Annotated in this window: 14 protein-coding genes; all 14 read left to right on the forward strand. The window is 33.1% G+C overall.

Annotated features, from left to right (window positions below; all coding sequences use genetic code 11):
* The first annotated feature begins 391 nt into the window (after positions 1-391).
* The 14 genes from thrS (at position 392) to J8M14_RS09100 (ending at position 18,298) form a co-directional block, all read left to right on the forward strand.
* Complete coding sequence (gene thrS / locus J8M14_RS09035; RefSeq protein WP_211074291.1) at positions 392-2,338, forward strand: threonine--tRNA ligase; 1,947 nt, start codon at positions 392-394, stop codon at positions 2,336-2,338.
* 73 nt (positions 2,339-2,411) lie between these two features.
* Positions 2,412-2,921, forward strand: coding sequence for a translation initiation factor IF-3 (infC, locus tag J8M14_RS09040; protein WP_348772844.1), 510 nt, complete (start codon positions 2,412-2,414; stop codon positions 2,919-2,921).
* A gap of 75 nt (positions 2,922-2,996) precedes the next feature.
* The gene (gene rpmI, locus J8M14_RS09045; RefSeq protein ID WP_027394180.1) at positions 2,997-3,194 is read left to right on the forward strand and encodes a 50S ribosomal protein L35; all 198 of its coding nucleotides are present in this window, start codon (positions 2,997-2,999) and stop codon (positions 3,192-3,194) included.
* Positions 3,195-3,306: 112 nt separating this feature from the next.
* Complete coding sequence (rplT, locus tag J8M14_RS09050; protein ID WP_211074292.1) at positions 3,307-3,651, forward strand: 50S ribosomal protein L20; 345 nt, start codon at positions 3,307-3,309, stop codon at positions 3,649-3,651.
* Between the two features lie 172 nt (positions 3,652-3,823).
* Positions 3,824-4,228 (forward strand): hypothetical protein, encoded by a 405-nt coding sequence (locus J8M14_RS09055; protein WP_211074293.1) that lies wholly within the window; start codon positions 3,824-3,826, stop codon positions 4,226-4,228.
* 8 nt (positions 4,229-4,236) lie between these two features.
* Positions 4,237-7,017, forward strand: a complete 2,781-nt coding sequence (locus J8M14_RS09060; protein ID WP_211074294.1) for an ATP-binding protein — start codon at positions 4,237-4,239, stop codon at positions 7,015-7,017.
* Between the two features lie 41 nt (positions 7,018-7,058).
* Entirely contained in the window at positions 7,059-7,865 is an 807-nt protein-coding gene (locus J8M14_RS09065) for an RNA methyltransferase (protein WP_211074295.1), read from the forward strand.
* Positions 7,866-7,959: 94 nt separating this feature from the next.
* Positions 7,960-9,192 (forward strand): M48 family metallopeptidase, encoded by a 1,233-nt coding sequence (locus J8M14_RS09070; protein WP_211074296.1) that lies wholly within the window; start codon positions 7,960-7,962, stop codon positions 9,190-9,192.
* A gap of 169 nt (positions 9,193-9,361) precedes the next feature.
* Positions 9,362-11,566 carry a RelA/SpoT family protein gene (locus J8M14_RS09075; RefSeq protein WP_211074297.1) on the forward strand — a complete coding sequence of 735 codons (2,205 nt, stop codon included), beginning with the start codon at positions 9,362-9,364 and terminating at the stop codon, positions 11,564-11,566.
* A 30-nt stretch (positions 11,567-11,596) separates the two neighbouring features.
* The gene (locus tag J8M14_RS09080; protein WP_211074298.1) at positions 11,597-12,064 is read left to right on the forward strand and encodes a transcriptional repressor; all 468 of its coding nucleotides are present in this window, start codon (positions 11,597-11,599) and stop codon (positions 12,062-12,064) included.
* Positions 12,064-13,335, forward strand: a complete 1,272-nt coding sequence (locus tag J8M14_RS09085; protein ID WP_211074299.1) for an adenylosuccinate synthase — start codon at positions 12,064-12,066, stop codon at positions 13,333-13,335. The genes J8M14_RS09080 and J8M14_RS09085 overlap by 1 nt, the downstream gene beginning before the upstream one ends.
* A gap of 123 nt (positions 13,336-13,458) precedes the next feature.
* Positions 13,459-15,345 carry an OstA-like protein gene (locus J8M14_RS09090; RefSeq protein ID WP_211074300.1) on the forward strand — a complete coding sequence of 629 codons (1,887 nt, stop codon included), beginning with the start codon at positions 13,459-13,461 and terminating at the stop codon, positions 15,343-15,345.
* 33 nt (positions 15,346-15,378) lie between these two features.
* Positions 15,379-16,578, forward strand: coding sequence for an aspartate aminotransferase family protein (locus J8M14_RS09095; protein ID WP_211074301.1), 1,200 nt, complete (start codon positions 15,379-15,381; stop codon positions 16,576-16,578).
* A 328-nt stretch (positions 16,579-16,906) separates the two neighbouring features.
* On the forward strand, positions 16,907-18,298 hold the full coding sequence (locus tag J8M14_RS09100) for a tetratricopeptide repeat protein (RefSeq protein ID WP_211074302.1): 1,392 nt from the start codon (positions 16,907-16,909) through the stop codon (positions 18,296-18,298).
* The last annotated feature ends 74 nt before the right edge of the window (positions 18,299-18,372 follow it).

The raw sequence follows: 18,372 nt of genomic DNA on the forward strand, positions 1-18,372 counted from the left end.
AATATCCCGTTTTGTGCCTGCTCACCCCTTTTGGTAAGCGGGTGCAAACATACAACCCTTTTTCTTTCTGACAACACATTAATCAATATTTTTTAAAACTATTTTCTAACCCCAACTCAACAGCCTGATAACATACACTTTACAAACCTGAAAAAATTAAAAAAAACATTATATATAATTAAGTCGGGATAACGATTGAAGCGGCATCCTTATATCGCTTTAACAAATGGCGATATAAGATATAGCGGAAAGCGTGGTCAGGATATTCTAGAATATCCTGAATCCCTAAAACAACAACATAACTAGAAAGTAGAATTTAATTAATTAAGTATACTATATTATTGTATGGGTTTTATTATCGTATTATCTTTGCCCCTTTAATTAGAAAAATATGATCAAGATTACGTTACCAGATGGTTCGGTTAGAGAATACAATAACATAGTTACTGCTATGGATGTAGCAAAAGATATTAGCGAAGGTTTTGCAAGAAATGTTATTTCTGCAAAGTTTAACGGAACTACTATCGAAACCTCGACCGAATTAACCACTGATGGTAGTCTTGTCTTATATACATGGAGAGACGATGAAGGAAAAACTGCTTTCAGACACTCCTCATCTCATGTTTTGGCACAAGCATTAGAAGAATTGTACCCTGGTGTCAAATTATCCATTGGACCAGCAATAGAAAATGGTTTCTATTATGATGTGGACCTTGGTGATCATACTATCTCTGAAAAGGATTTTAAAACCATTGAAGACAAAATGTTGGAAATCGCAAGAGGAAAACATGATTTTAAAATGAAATCTGTCTCTAAAGCGGACGCTCTTGCTAAATATAAAGAAGAGGGTAATGAATATAAAACAGAACTTATAGAAAATCTAGAAGATGGAACTATAACATTCTGTGATCACGATACATTTACAGATTTATGTCGCGGAGGACATATTCCTAACACAGGAATTATTAAAGCTGTGAAAATTATGAGCGTTGCCGGAGCATATTGGCGAGGTGATGAAAACAACAAACAACTAACCAGAGTATATGGGACTTCTTTCCCGAAACAAAAAGAACTTAAAGAATATCTTGAGCTGCTAGAAGAAGCCAAAAAACGTGATCATAGGAAATTAGGTAAAGAATTAGGGTTATTTACTTTTTCACAAAGAGTTGGCCAAGGATTACCCCTATGGCTCCCTAAAGGTGCTGCGCTACGTGAACGATTAGAAAATTTCCTGAAGAAAGCACAAAAGAAAGCAGGTTACGAAATGGTAATGACACCACATATAGGGCAAAAGGAATTATATGTTACTTCTGGGCATTATGCCAAATATGGAGAAGATAGCTTCCAACCAATAAATACTCCAGCAGAAGGTGAAGAATTTTTATTAAAACCAATGAACTGTCCTCACCATTGCGAAATATATAATAGTGAACCTTTTTCATATAGAGATCTTCCTAAACGATATGCGGAGTTTGGAACTGTATACCGATATGAACAAAGTGGCGAACTTCATGGATTGACTCGTGTAAGAGGCTTTACACAAGATGACGCCCATATTTTTTGTACTCCAGACCAATTAGATCTTGAATTTAAGAAAGTAATTGATCTTGTACTTTATGTTTTTGGTTCTCTAGGTTTTGAAAACTTTACAGCTCAGGTATCTGTAAGAGACTTAGATAAACCAGAAAAATATATTGGAGATGTTGCTAATTGGGAAAAAGCAGAGAATGCTATTATTAGTGCTGCAAAAGACAAAGGCTTAGATTATATTATAGAAAGTGGAGAAGCTGCTTTTTACGGCCCTAAGTTAGACTTTATGGTAAAAGATGCATTGGGACGTAGCTGGCAATTAGGAACAATACAAGTAGATTATAATCTCCCTGAACGTTTTGACCTTACTTATAAAGGAAGCGATAATGAATTACATAGACCAGTAATGATTCATAGAGCTCCATTTGGTAGTATGGAGCGATTTATTGCTATATTGCTAGAGCATACAGGAGGTAACTTTCCTTTATGGCTAATGCCTGAGCAGGCTATTATACTCTCTATCAGTGAGAAATATGAAAAATACGCTGAAAAAGTTTTAAATTTGTTAGAAAATAACGAAATTCGCGCCCTTGCGGATCACCGTAATGAAACGATTGGTAAAAAGATCAGAGAGGCGGAAATGAATAAGTTTCCTTATATCATCATTGTAGGAGAGCAAGAAGAGAGAGATAATACCATATCAGTTCGTAAACATGGTGGAGAAGATTTAGGATCTATAAGTATAGATCAATTTAATGAAATAGTAAAAGAAGAAATTAGCAGAACCCTTAAACCGTTTAACGGATAGCATAAATAAGTTTAATTTAAAATTTTAAGTCATAGCAATAAGAAGAAGAAGGTCTCAAAAACCACTAAGAGTAATTAAAGAAGATGCTCACAGAATCAACCATAAAATTCGTGTTGATGAAGTGCGTCTTGTTGGTGACAACGTCGAAGTAGGTGTATACCCTACTAAAAAAGCAATGGAACTAGCTGAAGAGCAAGGACTAGATCTTGTAGAGATCTCACCAAAAGCCGTACCTCCTGTTTGTAAAATCATGGATTATAAAAAATTCCTTTATGAACAGAAGAAGAGAGATAAAGCTTTAAAGTCAAAAGCTACTAAAGTTATTATTAAAGAAATTAGATTTGGACCAAATACTGACGAGCATGATTATGAGTTTAAGAAAAAACATGCTATTAAGTTTTTAAGTGAAGGTGCCAAGCTAAAAGCTTACGTATTTTTTAAAGGACGTTCTATTATATATAAGGATCAAGGTCAAATTCTATTACTTAGACTTGCTCAAGAATTAGAGGAATATGGTAAAGTAGAACAAATGCCGAAACTTGAAGGTAAGCGAATGATCATGTTCATCGCTCCTAAAAAGTAAACCAAGAGAAACATATAATTTCTACAATTGGAAATTATTGAAGATAATAAGTGAGATTATAAAAACAAGGATACAATGCCTAAAATGAAAACAAAATCCAGTGCTAAGAAGCGTTTCAAGCTTACCGGTACTGGTAAAATCAAAAGAAAGCACGCTTTTAAGAGTCATATTTTGACAAAAAAATCTAAAAAGCGTAAGCTAGCTTTGACGCACTCTACATTAGTGCATAAAAGCGATGAAAATAGTATTAAAGAGCAATTACGTTTAAAGTAATCCCTTTAATCAGGTTAAAATTATTATAAACCCAGGAGTTAGGCCATTTAAAAAGAATTCAAAATTCAAAATTCAGAATTATTGAATCGCCTACTACTAAAAAATTTAAATTATGCCAAGATCAGTAAATTCAGTTGCTAAAAGAGCTAGAAGAAAAAAAGTTCTTAAGCAGGCAAAAGGTTACTTTGGACGTCGTAAAAACGTTTGGACAGTAGCAAAAAATGCGGTTGACAAAGCAATGTCATACGCTTATAGAGACCGTAGAAATAAGAAGAGAACTTTCCGTGCTTTATGGATTACTCGTATTAATGCGGGTGCTCGTTTACACGGTATGTCTTACTCTCAATTTATGGGAAAAGTAAAAGCTAATAATATCGAATTAAACCGTAAGGTTCTTGCAGATTTAGCGATGAACAACCCAGAAGCTTTTAAAGCTATTGTAGATAAAGTAAAGTAACTCTTTTATAATAAAACAGAATCTCACTTATATAAAATCCCGCCTAACCGCGGGATTTTTTTATGGCTTTCTGCTAGTAAAAATGCATTTTATCGATAAAAACATACTTTTAATCCGTTAAAAACGTAGTTTTCTAGTTTATTTTACTTATTTTTAACAAAACCTAACTGCTATGAAAAAAAGCTACCCATTACTTACGGGAGTATTGTTATTAACTAGTCAAGTACTTTTAGCTCAAGAGCATACATCTCATTCTACTCAAGAACTAGGAGCGCAAGAAATTTTTGGCCTTTTAGAAATGCCTTTTCTTGCAATAGCACTTATTTTTAGTTTTCTAACTGCTACAAGGCTAAAAGGAGGTAAATTCGGTTCTGGAATGACCATATTAGCTTGGGGGTTTGTTGTAATGGCTTTAGGGCACTTACATATGCAGATCGCTCATATTTTTAACTATAATATTTTTAAGAATCTTTTTGGCGAAACTGCAGGCAATTACATCTGGTTCATTGCATTGATTCTAACATGGGGGCTATCAGCATTAGGTTTCTATAAGATATATAAAGCTAGTAAAATATAACCCAAAAAATGGCAACTGATTGGTTTAAAAAACTATTAAAACCTAACAAGCTTAACCTACCAAAAAGTCAAGAAGAAAAAGAAATCATTGATCTTGTTGATTTTTTATGGAAGGAGATAGAAGTTCCTTCAAAAGCTACAAATTTAAAAACTAAGTTGAAAGTTTTTAAATCGCTTCCGGGTGCCGAAAAAACTGAATCTTTACCAGAAATTTACCTCTTACTTGAGGAGCATCTCACAGAAAAAAACGTTACAAACAGACCAACCAAACAATTGATAAGGGATCTTGTCTTCCAGAAACATCCTCTTTTACTAGACCTAGAGAACTTTAGATTAATATTTCAACCACTAAGAGAACAAGAACTGGCCATATGCAGGGTCTTTCTTTCTCAAGTGCTCGAAAAATCATCAGAATTGGTTGGCAGCTACAATGATCCTAAAATTGCCGAAATAAAATACTATCTAGACACTCCTTATGATTTTAAAACTATTAATCTCATAAAGGAAAGAAAAAACCTTTTAGAATTTTCTAATACAATTTTTTCAAGAATCAAAGATAGCTTAGGAATAAATGCAATTACTAATATCTACCTATTAATCTATAAAAAGCATTTTCAATCCTACCATTTACTAGATTCTTATACAGCTACTCTAAACGTTATTCCGGAGGAAATACTGGCTAAGGATCTGATCAATTTTCCAAGTAAACAGCAGATGCTTAAAATGCTTCAAAAGCAATTATACAGCTTGGAAGAAATTAACGAGAGACTTACTAAAGAAATCATAGAAAGAAAAAATGTCCAGGAAGAATTAAAACACAGTGAGCATCTAAAAACCACCATCCTGGAGACAGCAATGGATGGGGTAATACTTGTTAATAGCCTAGGAACAGTGCTAAACTGGAATAAGCAAGCTGAAAACATTTTAGAATTAAGCAGAGAAGAAACTATAGGAGAGAGTATATATTCATTAGTACCAAGTAAATTAAGAGAACAGCTTAGAAATAGTTTTAGAAACTACATTAAAACAGGCGATGACCAACTAATTAATAGAAGGGTGGAAACTTCTGTTAATCGAAGAGATGGTTCTTTGATTTATGTAGAACTTACGATTGTAGCCATTAAAACCAAATATGATTATCTATTTAATGCATTCTTTAGGGATATTACTAATAAAAAAATTATTGATAATGAAATAAGAGAAGCTAAAGTATTAGCCGAGAAGTCTGCAAAGGCTAAATCCATTTTCTTATCCAACATGAGTCACGAAATCAGAACCCCACTTAATGTAATATTGGGACTTACAGGAATTCTACAAAAAAGTGATTTCAGCAACCCTGATATGGATATGAAGAACTTGGATGGAATTCAGTTTTCTGCAGAAAATCTTTTGGTTTTAATAAATGATGTATTAGATTTTAGTAAAATCGAAGCAGGTAAACTTTCTCTACACAAGACTGATTTTAACATCTATGAATTAATAAAAAATGTTTCACGAGGCTTTAGAATAAAAGCTGAAGAAAAAGGCCTAAACTTTAGAATGGAAATCGATTCTTCAATACCTAAATTTATAATTGGAGATCAACTTAGGCTAAATCAGATTCTTACTAATTTACTAGGGAATGCTATTAAATTTACACACAAAGGTGAAATAGTAATTCAGGTAAAGCAACTAAAATCTGATTATAATTATACCTTTATTGATTTCACCGTAAAGGATACCGGGGTTGGTATTCCAAAAGATAAACTGGATACTATTTTCGAAAGTTTTTATCAAGTACACAAGCCAGGCAAAGACAAAATAGAAGGAACAGGGCTTGGATTATCTATCTCCAAACAACTTATAGAATTACATAATAGCACTCTGAGAGCTGACAGTAAACCAGGAGCAGGATCCAATTTTAATTTTTCAATACAATATGCTAAGAGTAAGCTTACTTCATCAGAAATTAGTAAAGATGATTCTACATTAGAGAAAAACGCTGATTACATCTCCGGAATGAATGTCCTAATTGTGGAAGATAATAAGATGAATCAATTTTTCATGCAACAGCTGTTCTCCAATTGGAATATAAAAACAGATATTGCAGAAAATGGTAAAATTGCTTTAGAAAAACTGGATAACAATTCTTATGACTTAATACTAATGGATATGCATATGCCAGTAATGGATGGTCCTGAAGCAGCTGAAATTATTAGAAAATCAAAAAATCCTAATATTAGTCAAACGCCAATAATAGCTTGTTCTGCTGATGTTTTTCCTGAATCTAAAAAAAGAGCTATAGATTCAGGGATGAATTTTTATTTAACCAAACCTGTAAGCGAAAAAGAACTAGAAGAAATATTATTCAGTCTAAGATCAACACTCCCAAAAGATGTTAATACTCTTAAAAAAGTACCAAATACTGTTATACAAGAACCTACAAATAATAAAAAGTATTGCGATCTTTCGTTCTTAAAAGAAACCTTTGATAATGACCAAGATATCATAAAAAATGTTTTACAAATTTTTATTGAAGATACTCCAAATGATTATAAAAAGCTTATATACGCTATAGAAAATGAAGATCTAGAGAATTCAAAACAATTTGCACATAAGTTAAAATCTAGTTTTAAAACCATTGGTTTAAACAATGAAGCTAAGATATTAGAAAAAATTGAACATTTAAGTGTAAAAAAATCAGGGTTTTACCAGGTCCCAGAACTAGCCAAACAATTAGATCAAACATACCCACACATCATCGAGGAGATAAAACAATTCGTTAAGGACTCAGCTTCTTTAAATATGTAAAAGACAAATAGTTTTTCTTATCTCTTAGTATATTTGCTAATATGCAAAATCAGATCACAAGTCTTCAGAATAATAGAATAAAATTTCTGAATCAACTCAAAGAAAAATCTAGAATTCGTAAAAAAGAAAAGTGCTTTCTTATTGAAGGTAAACGAGAAATCACTCTTGCTCAAAAAGGAAATTATCAAATAACTCAAATATATTACTGTTCATCAATCATGAAATATGATGAAGTTTTGGGTTTAATAAATTACTCTAAAGAAGATATTGAAATATTTGAAATCACAGCTGATATCTATCAGAAAATAGCATACAGAACTACGACTGAAGGCTTACTAGCTATCGCAAAAACCAAAGATTTGAATATTGAACATTTTTCAATCACCTCAAAAAAACCTTTAATCTTAGTTGCTGAAGCACCAGAGAAACCCGGTAATATAGGAGCTTTACTGAGAACCGCTGACGCAGCTCAGGTGGATGCTGTTTTTATTGCTAACCCTAAAACTGACATGTATAATCCTAATATCATTCGTTCCAGTGTTGGATGTATATTCACAAATACTATTGCTACTGGAACTACTCAAGAAATAATTCATTTTCTCCAAGCACATAAAATAAATATTTATGGAGCCGCATTACAAGCTTCCAAAAATTATTGTACTCTGGATTATACTAAACCATCTGCAATTGTCGTTGGTACAGAGGCTACAGGTTTAAGTAACGAATGGTTAGACAATACCACTCAAAATATTAAAATCCCCATGAGTGGAGTCATAGATTCAATGAATGTTTCGGTTGCAGCAGGAATAATGATATTTGAAGCAAAACGACAGCGTAATTTTCATTAATTAAAGGTTAAAAATATATTATAAATAAATTAAAAATCATTACCTTACCCCTTCCTACGTGCCCAAACCAAGAACTACTAATTGCTAGAGACAAATGACTCCAAATTCCCTGTTTTACTTATTAATAGCCATTATCGTAATTGTCTTTTTAATAGATTCATTGCTAGACATCCTTAATGCCAGGCATTATAGTGACAATATTCCTAACGAACTTTTGGATGTTTACCCAAAGGATGAATATGAGAAATCAATAGCCTATAAAAAGGCTAATTATAAATTTAAAATGGTTTCTTCAAGCATTTCATTATGCATTATGTTACTATTTTTCTTTCTGGATGGGTTTGCATTTATTGATAACATAGCTAGAAGTTTTTCTGACAATACTATAGTCGTCGGTCTAGTATTTTTTGGAATAATAATGATCGGGAGTGACATATTATCTATTCCTTCCTCTTATTACAGAACTTTTGTTATCGAGGAAAAGTTCGGGTTTAACAAAACAACAATCAAAACCTTTTTCATCGATCGAATAAAAAGCATCATTATGATGATTATTGTTGGTGGTGGTCTTCTGGCCTTGATTATATGGTTTTATACCATTACCGGAAAAAACTTTTGGATATACGCTTGGGTATTGATATCTATCTTTACTATGGCTATGAATATGTTTTATGCAAAACTTATTGTACCTATATTCAACAAGCAGACTCCTTTAGAACCAGGAGAACTTAGGGATACTATAGAAGCATATTCTAAAAAGGTTGGTTTTCAGTTAAAAGATATTTTCGTAATTGATGGTTCTAAAAGAAGTACAAAAGCCAATGCCTATTTTTCAGGCTTCGGTACTGAAAAAAGAATCACCTTATATGATACTTTAGTAAAAGACCTTAGCAAAGAAGAAATCGTTGCAGTTTTAGCTCATGAAGTAGGACATTATAAGAAAAAACATGTAATCATTAATCTTCTTTTATCTGTATTGCTTACCGGGGTTACATTATGGTTTTTATCTTTATTTATTGCTAATCCACTGCTTTCTGAAGCTTTAAAAGTTGAAGTACCTTCATTTCATATTGGTTTAGTTGCATTTGGAATCTTATATAGTCCAATTTCTGAAGTAACAGGATTGATAATGAATGTGGTTTCCAGAGCATTTGAGTATCAAGCAGATGATTATGCAAAAAACACATATAATAGCGAAGCACTTATCAATAGTCTTAAAAAGCTTTCCAAAAATAACCTAAGCAATTTGACTCCTCATCCTGCTATGGTATTCATACATTACTCTCACCCAACACTTTTACAAAGAATTAAAAACTTAAGAGAATAAATCCTTATCTATAAGGCTTGGTCATTACAATTCTTAGTTGTACTTTTAATTATTATTGACATATACTTATGAAATAAGCAATTATTAATGTTAGGCATAATTTTTGTCAATATTATAAAAAGGGAACACACACGATATTAAATAGGGCTTTCTAAGAAAACTTTGTGTTATGACCGAAGCTGCTATAGAAAAAGAAAACAAACAAATTGCAAAGCAATACAAAGAATTGCTTCGTATTAGCTATCGAGATCTTAGTACTGAAGATAAAAAACTAATACGTCAAGCATTCGATATTGCGGTAGACGCCCACAAAGACCAACGTCGTAAAAGTGGAGAAGCTTATATTTTCCACCCTATAGCAGTGGCCAAAATTGTAGCTAGCGAAATTGGATTAGATGCTACATCTATTGCTGCTGCATTACTTCATGATGTAGTAGAAGACACAGAATACACTTTAGTAGACTTAGAACAAATGTTCGGAGAAACGGTTGCCAGAATTGTTGACGGTTTAACTAAAATTTCTTCTTTAAAAAAGGATAAAGATATTTCGCTTCAAGCAGAAAACTTCAGAAAAATGCTACTTACTCTTAATGATGATGTTCGCGTTATTATCATTAAGATTGCAGATCGTCTGCACAATATGCAAACTATGGACGCAATGCGACCGGATAAACAAGTCAAAATTGCTTCGGAAACATTATATATTTATGCTCCTTTAGCCCATAGAATTGGATTATACAACATAAAAACCGAGCTCGAAGATCTAGGTTTAAAATATACTGAACCCGAAGTATATAAAGATATACTGGAAAAAATTAATGAAAGTAAAGAAGAGCAGGACGCATATATCAAAAGGTTTTCTGATAAAATAAAAGAAGGGCTTGACAAAGAAGGTTTGAATTATGAAATTCAAGGACGCCCGAAATCCATTTTTTCGATCCGACGAAAAATGGTGAAACAAAACATCACTTTTGATGAAGTATACGACAAGTTTGCTGTTAGAATTATATATAAATCTGATATCCCAAACGAAAAATTCATTGCCTGGAAAATTTATACAGTAGTTACAGATTTTTATCGACCTAACCCTACTCGATTAAGAGATTGGATTACTCAACCAAAAACTACTGGTTATGAAGCACTACACATCACTGTTGTAGGACCGGACAGCCAATGGGTAGAAGTACAAATCCGGAGTGAGCGCATGCACGAGATTGCCGAAAAAGGATATGCCGCTCATTATAAATATAAAAACAAAGAAGAAAAACAAGATCAAGGCTTAGATGGATGGCTAAATAAACTTCAAGAAGCATTGGAAAATTCAGAGTCTAATGCCGTAGATTTTGTAGAAGAATTTAAGCTTAACCTATACGCTAAAGAAATTTTTGTTTTTACTCCCGAAGGAGATCTTAAATCATTACCTAAAGGCGCCACTGCTTTAGATTTTGGATTTAGTGTCCATACTGAAATTGGACTTAGAACCCGAGGAACCAGAGTAAATGGAAAATTAGTCCCTCTTAGCCACGAACTTAAAAGTGGTGATCAGGTAGAAATTATTACTTCTTCTAAATCCAAACCCTCGTCCAGTTGGTTAGATTATGCTACAACCGCAAGAGCAAGAGCTAGAATTAAATCTGCATTACGAGACGAAAAGAAACAAATCGCCGAAGACGGAAAAGCAATTCTAAAACGTAAGCTTCGTTCTCAGAAAATAACAATGAATGAGAAAGTAGTAAATGAGCTTGTACTATTTTTTAAACTAAAAACAAGTTTAGATCTTTTCTATCGTGTAGGAATCGGAACAATTGATAATCATAAAATTAAAGATTTTGCTACAACTCGTAGTAATGTCTTTATGAACTTTATCAAAACCCGAATGCGTAGAAATAATGCTAAAGATGTAAACAAAGAAGAAATAACATCTAAGTATGACCTACTGGTTTTTGGCAAAGATTCCGAAAAACTAGAATACAAGCTTTCTAATTGTTGCAATCCAATTCCCGGTGATGACGTTTTTGGATTTATTACAGTAAATGAAGGAATCAAAGTACATAAGAAGAATTGTCCTAATGCATTGCAATTACAAAGTAATTATGCATACCGTATAATGCTTGCTAAATGGATTGATTCTAGTCAGGAAGAATTTAAAGCTGTTATTAAACTTAACGGTATTGATAATATTGGTGTCGTAAATGAGGTTACTCAAATTATTTCCAACAATATGCATCTAGCCATGTACAACATGAATTTCGACACTAACGATGGTGTTTTTATAGGAAGAATTACTGTTGGTGTTAAAAACAAAGACATACTCAAAACCGTAATGAAAAATCTTTCCAAAATAAGTGGTATTGATAAAGTAGTCAGAGAATAAAAAAACATGTAACTTTGCTTTTTTAAGCGTATGAGTACTCGAGCAACCACACAGAATGATCAAAATATCGTTAAAAATGTGTTTACCAGCTTCTTAGAAGAAAATGGACACAGAAAAACACCTGAACGATATGCTATTCTCCAAGAAATTTATGAAAGTGATGAACATTTTGATATAGAATCATTATACATCAAAATGAAAAACAAAAACTATCGTGTTAGCCGAGCTACATTATATAATACAATTGAACTTTTATTAGATTGCAAGCTTGTTAGAAAACATCAGTTTGGGCAAAGTCAGGCTCAGTATGAAAAATCATATTTTGACAGACAGCATGACCACTTAATACTTACAGATTCTGGAGAAGTATTAGAATTTTGCGATCCAAGAATTCAATCCATAAAAAAAACAATAGAAGAAATTTTTGATGTAGATATTACAAATCATTCATTATATTTCTACGGAACTAAAAAGAAACCAACTAATCACGACAACTAATGGCAGTAAATTTATTGCTTGGTCTTCAATGGGGAGACGAGGGTAAAGGAAAAATTGTAGACGTTCTTACAAAAGATTATGATATTATTGCACGATTTCAAGGAGGCCCCAATGCTGGGCACACACTAGAATTCGATGGAATCAAACACGTATTACATACGATCCCAAGTGGTATTTTTCACGATAAAGCTATTAACTTGGTCGGAAACGGGGTTGTTATCGATCCTGTTATTTTCAAAAAAGAATTAGACAATCTGGATAAATTTAATTTAGACTATCGTTCTAAACTTTTAATTTCCAGAAAAGCACATTTAATACTTCCTACACATAGAATCCTGGATGCAGCATCAGAAGCTTCCAAAGGAAAGGCCAAAATAGGCTCTACCTTAAAAGGAATCGGTCCTACATACATGGATAAAACTGGCAGAAACGGTATTCGTGTTGGTGACTTAGAATTAAGTGATTGGAAAGAGCGTTATCGTGCATTAGCCAATAAACACGAGGCGATGATCGACTTCTACGATGCTAAAATTGAATATGACCTCGAAGAACTCGAAGTTGAATTCTTTGAAGCTGTAAAGTTATTAAAGACGCTTACTTTTATTGATAGCGAAGAATATCTACACCAAGCGCAAAAAGATGGAAAAACAATCCTGGCAGAAGGTGCACAAGGATCATTGTTAGATATAGATTTTGGAACATATCCTTTTGTAACTTCATCCAATACTACAGCTGCAGGAGCTTGTACTGGTTTAGGTATTGCTCCTAATAAAATCAAAGATGTATTTGGTATTTTCAAAGCGTACACAACTCGTGTGGGTAGTGGCCCCTTCCCTACTGAATTATTTGATGAAGATGGAGAAACTATGGGTCGTGTAGGGAACGAATTTGGTGCTACAACAGGAAGAGCAAGAAGATGTGGATGGTTGGATCTTGTAGCTTTAAAATATGCAGTTCACGTAAATGGTGTAACACAACTAATGATGATGAAAGGTGATGTTCTTAGTGGTTTCAAAACACTAAAAGTATGTACTGCCTATAAATATAAAGGAGAAACTATCAATCATCTACCCTATAATGTCGAGCCCGAAAACGTGACTCCTATCTATACTGAGATGAAAGGTTGGTCAGAAGATTTGACTAAAATGAATGATAAAGCACAGTTCCCGAAAGAATTGAATGAGTATATCGAATTCTTAGAAAAAGAACTTGAAACACCTATAACTATTGTTTCCGTAGGACCAGATAGAACGCAAACTATACATAGATAACAAATAATATATCTGCAACAAAACCAAAATCCCCAAGTACTTATATTACTTGGGGATTCTTTTTATAAACATATACAATCATTAGGTACAATTTTCGTTATTTTGCGTACAAATCTGAGACATTTGAAAAACACATATCTATATATCATTTTTATACTATTATTTTCCTCTGCTACATTAGCTCAGGAAAGTAAAAAAATCAAAGTTCAGTCGGACCGTACGATAAAAAATCAAGATCGTTTCCCTGGAGCTACTATACTTGCCAAGGTAAACAAACAAGTCTATATAGAACATGAAGGAATAGAAATCTGGTGTGACCAAGCAATTCATTATGGTGAGGATAAGTTTGTCAAAGCATTGGGGAATGTGAAAATAAAACAAGGTGACACATTAACCATGACCAGTAAATATGCAGAATATAATGGTAATACTCAATTTGCTTACGCTCGGGATAATGTTTTTATGGAAACGACACAAAACACCTTAAGAACAGATACTTTATTCTTTGATCGAATTCGCCAGCAGGCTTATTATCGCAGTGGAGGAACGGTAAAAGATTCCACCAAGACAAACACGTTAACCAGTAAGATAGGTCGATATTTTATGGATAGAGGAATGTTTTCCTTCAATACTGACGTTAAAGTTGTAAACCCAGAAAACACTATAGATTCTGATCGTCTCGATTATTATAAAGAAAATGGACATACGTATTTGTATGGACCTTCCACCGTTAAAGGAAAAGAAAGTACTTTATATTGCGAACGCGGTTTTTATGATACAGAGGTTAAAACAGGATATGCAATAAAAAATTCCAGAATTGATTATGATAATCGCACAGTCTTTGGAGATAGTATATTTTATAATAGTGCCATTCAATTTGCATCAGCAACAAATAATATTAAGGTCTTAGATACCGCCAATAGTAGTGTTATCACAGGTCATTATGCTGAAGTTTTTAAAGACAAAGATTCGGTTTTTATTACCAAAAGAGCTTTGGCAGCAACATTACAAGAAAAAGATTCTATCTACATCCATAGTGATACGTTAATGGTTACAGGTAAACCTGAAAAACGTATCATGCACGGTTTTTATGATGTAAGAATATATAAAAGTAATATGAGTGGAAAAAGTGATTCCATCAATGTTGATCAGACTACAGGACACACTAAAATGATAGGCAGGCCTATTCTTTGGGCACAAAAAAACCAAATGACTGGTGATACTATCAAAATTATTTCTAATACCGAAACCGAAAAACTAGATTCTTTAGTAGTTTACCAAAATGCTTTTCTGGCTCAGGAAGACACTCTAAAAGCAGGATATAATCAGGTAAAAGGGCAAACGTTATATGGATTGTTTAAGGATAATGAAATCTATAAAGTGGATATTGATAAAAACACAGAAACGATATTTTATCAACGTGAAAGCGAGGGAGAATTAAAACTTATCGGAATTAATAAAGTACTATCAAGTAAAATCACCTTATTACTTAATGATAGAGAAATCGAAGATGTATACTACTATCAAAATGTAGATGGTGTACTATATCGTGAATCTGACCTGCCGGAAAATGCCCGAGAACTATCTGGGTTTAATTGGCGTGGAGATGAACGTATTAATAGCAAAGCTGACTTATTTAGAGGAGAAAATCCTCCAAAACTGACTAAAATAACAGGTATCCCTCTTCCAAAAGATGAAGCAGACTTCTTTGATGAAGAAACCATAAAACGATTAGAAGAAAACAAATCCGAAGGTTCACGACTTCTGGAACAAGAACTTAAAGATGCCGAACTCAGAGAAACAAATGAGGAGTTGGACTCTATTCCTAAGAAGAAAGAAATTATAAACGATCAGGTTAAGCAAAAAAAGAAATCCAATACCAAAAAAACTTCTTTTGTGGATCCTAATCTCAGCCGTTCTGCGCGAGAACGAGATAGTATTACGGTTACAACTTTAAAAAACACCAAGCTTAAACCTAAGGACAATACTAAAAGTATTTCAGACAATTAATATATTCTTATATTACATTAATGACCAACTCTTTTGAAAGAAGATTTTTTCAAATATCAGGCACAGACTACGCCACATCCTTTAGCCATGGAAATCTCACATGCCGAAGGAAGTTACATCTTTGGATCAGACGGTAAAAAATACTTAGATTTTGTAGCTGGTGTCTCTGCTTGTAGCTTAGGTCATCGACACCCCAGAGTTATCAACGCTGTAAAAGATCAATTAGACAAGTATTTACACGTTATGGTTTATGGAGAATATATTCAGCAACCAGCTGTAGAACTCACTAAATTATTAGCGTCTCACCTCCCTGATCCTTTGGAAAAAACATATTTGACTAATTCAGGTACAGAAGCTATAGAAGGATCTATAAAATTGGCTCGTCGAGTAACCGGAAGGAGTCAAATTATCGCTGCTAAACTTGCATATCATGGTAATACTATGGGATCTATGAGTGTTATGGGATATGAAGAACGCAAACAAGCTTTCAGGCCTTTGATTCCGGATGTTAGTTTTATTTCCTTCAATAATACCGAAGACCTAAAACAAATTACCAAAAAAACAGCTGCTGTGATTTTGGAAACCATTCAAGGAGGTGCCGGATTCATAGAACCAAAAAACGATTACTTAAAAAAGGTTAGAGAACGTTGTAATCAAGTAGGCGCTATGCTAATTTTGGATGAAATCCAACCTGGGTTTGGCAGGACCGGTAAACTGTTTGGGTTTCAGAATTATGATATTGTTCCAGACATTGTGGCCATGGGTAAAGGTATGGGAGGAGGACTCCCCATTGGAGCCTTTACGGCCTCTACGGCATTGATGGATACATTACAAGACAATCCAAAACTAGGGCACATTACTACATTTGGAGGCAATCCTGTCATAGCATCTGCCGCTTTGGCAACCCTACAAGAAATTACTGAAAGTGACGTAATGGCAGAGACTCTAGAAAAAGAAAAACTTTTTAGATCATTACTAGTACACCCTTTGATTAAAGAAATCAGAGGATTAGGATTAATGTTAGCATTCACAACTCCCTCTCCAGAAATAACAAATGAGCTAATTTTAAGGAGTCAAGATCAAGGTTTAATTCTTTTCTGGCTTCTATTTGAACCTACCGCAGTACGCATTACACCCCCTCTAACCATATCAGAACAAGAGATTAGGGAAGGTTGTCGTATTATTCTTGATGTATTAGGCCAGATTAATGCAGACAGTAATTTTAAATCATAAAACGAGGAAAATTCAGTAAAAAACTGTATATTAGTGAGTAACAATTCTTCCCATTCACAAATTCGATAAAATATAGTGGCTTATAAAATATCAAAATGTTAATTTCTTCGTTATGAAGTGGTACACATTTTGTTAATTAGTTTGTTAAAAACAATTGATTTCTAAAGTCTATTGATTCAATTTCATTTGTAATTTTAATACAGAGGAAATCAATAATGCTATAATAAATTAAGTAAATGGAGTTTAATACTACTCTTACTTGTTGGGGAAAACAAAAGAAGTGTTTGCATTGTTTATATGATTTATTAAGCATCTATAATCAACGTGTATGAAATTTAACCACGAAGGAGAGGAAAACAATTTCTCAATTACTAGATATGAATCTATGTTGAGATCTAATGATGTTAAATTTTTTGATTCTGATGAGTTTGAATCTATTATACATCATTATTTGGAAAACGGAAAGATAGCTAAGGCTAAAAAAGCTATTTCTTTAGGTCTTTCTCAGCACCCATCTTCTGTAAATCTAAAGCTTCTAGAAGTAGAAGTATTGGTTTTTGAGGATAGACTAGATAAGGCTGATAAGCTTTTAGCTCAGTTGCACGCCATTGAACCGGAAAATGAAGAAGTATACATACAGAAAGCTAATATCCTATCTAAGCAGAATGAACACATAAAAGCCATTGAGCTTTTACATATGGCTTTGAATTACACTAATGATGAGGCAGATGTGTATTCTCTACTTGGGATGGAATATCTTTTTATGGATGATTTTGAAAATGCAAAAATCAACTTTATGAGATGTCTCGAAGCAGACGATCAAGATTATTCTGCATTATACAATATCATTTATTGCTTTGACTTCTTAGAACAACATGAAGAAGCTATTGAGTATCTGAATATGTTCTTGGATAAAAACCCATATTGTGAGGTCGCCTGGCACCAGGTAGGTAAGCAATATTTTGATTTAAAAGAATACGAAAAGGCATTAGCTGCATTTGATTTTGCCATTATAAGTGACGAATATTTTATTGGAGCTTATCTAGAAAAAGGAAAGGTACTTGAAAAGCTGAAACGATACAATGAAGCTATAGAGAACTATCGAATTACACTAGAATTGGATGACCCAACTTCTTTTGCTTTATTAAGAATAGGAAAATGTTTTGAGAAATTAGGTAGTGACGATTTAGCAATACAACATTATTCTAAAACGGTACACGAAGACCCACTTTTAGATAAAGGTTGGATAGCAATTACTGATTTTTATATGCGCAAACGTAATTATCAAAAAGCACTTTATTATACAAATAAAGCAATCAACATTGATGGCGAAAATGTTTTATACTGGAAAAGATATGCGAAAATAAATAATCGATTGGCATTTTTTGAAGAAGCAGAACGTGGTTACAGAAAAGCATTAGAATTAGGAAACTATGAATTAGAAACCTGGTTAAACCGCTCCGATATTCTTCGCTTTTTAGGAGAACCTGGCGCAGCAATCCAAAATTTATACCAAGCCATAGAGTTTTATCCCGAGAATGCCGAAATACAATATCGATTAGCTGGACTATTCTATGAAAAACAAGAATTACAAAAAGGAGAACACCATTTAAGAAAGGCGTTAGAATTTGATTATGAATACCATATTGTTTTAGAAGAGCTTTTTGAAAAAGTATTCAATCTTACTTTAGTTCAAAACATAATTTCAGAATACAAATAATTTTAAAAAGAGAATGTTTTTTTTATATTAAGTTGTATACATTTGTTTTGATTAAAAAATATCTAAAACATTAA

Source organism: Aquimarina sp. MMG016, from assembly GCF_018100805.1.
Lineage (GTDB): Bacteria > Bacteroidota > Bacteroidia > Flavobacteriales > Flavobacteriaceae > Aquimarina.

What these genes read in the sequence shown, in the direction of transcription:
- thrS (WP_211074291.1), top strand. Translation starts at nt 392, where the DNA reads ATGATCAAGATTACGTTACCAGATGGTTCGGTTAGAGAATACAATAAC.
- rpmI (WP_027394180.1), top strand. Translation starts at nt 2,997, where the DNA reads ATGCCTAAAATGAAAACAAAATCCAGTGCTAAGAAGCGTTTCAAGCTT.
- rplT (WP_211074292.1), top strand. Translation starts at nt 3,307, where the DNA reads ATGCCAAGATCAGTAAATTCAGTTGCTAAAAGAGCTAGAAGAAAAAAA.
- J8M14_RS09055 (WP_211074293.1), top strand. Translation starts at nt 3,824, where the DNA reads ATGAAAAAAAGCTACCCATTACTTACGGGAGTATTGTTATTAACTAGT.
- J8M14_RS09060 (WP_211074294.1), top strand. Translation starts at nt 4,237, where the DNA reads ATGGCAACTGATTGGTTTAAAAAACTATTAAAACCTAACAAGCTTAAC.
- J8M14_RS09065 (WP_211074295.1), top strand. Translation starts at nt 7,059, where the DNA reads ATGCAAAATCAGATCACAAGTCTTCAGAATAATAGAATAAAATTTCTG.
- J8M14_RS09070 (WP_211074296.1), top strand. Translation starts at nt 7,960, where the DNA reads ATGACTCCAAATTCCCTGTTTTACTTATTAATAGCCATTATCGTAATT.
- J8M14_RS09075 (WP_211074297.1), top strand. Translation starts at nt 9,362, where the DNA reads ATGACCGAAGCTGCTATAGAAAAAGAAAACAAACAAATTGCAAAGCAA.
- J8M14_RS09080 (WP_211074298.1), top strand. Translation starts at nt 11,597, where the DNA reads ATGAGTACTCGAGCAACCACACAGAATGATCAAAATATCGTTAAAAAT.
- J8M14_RS09085 (WP_211074299.1), top strand. Translation starts at nt 12,064, where the DNA reads ATGGCAGTAAATTTATTGCTTGGTCTTCAATGGGGAGACGAGGGTAAA.
- J8M14_RS09100 (WP_211074302.1), top strand. Translation starts at nt 16,907, where the DNA reads ATGAAATTTAACCACGAAGGAGAGGAAAACAATTTCTCAATTACTAGA.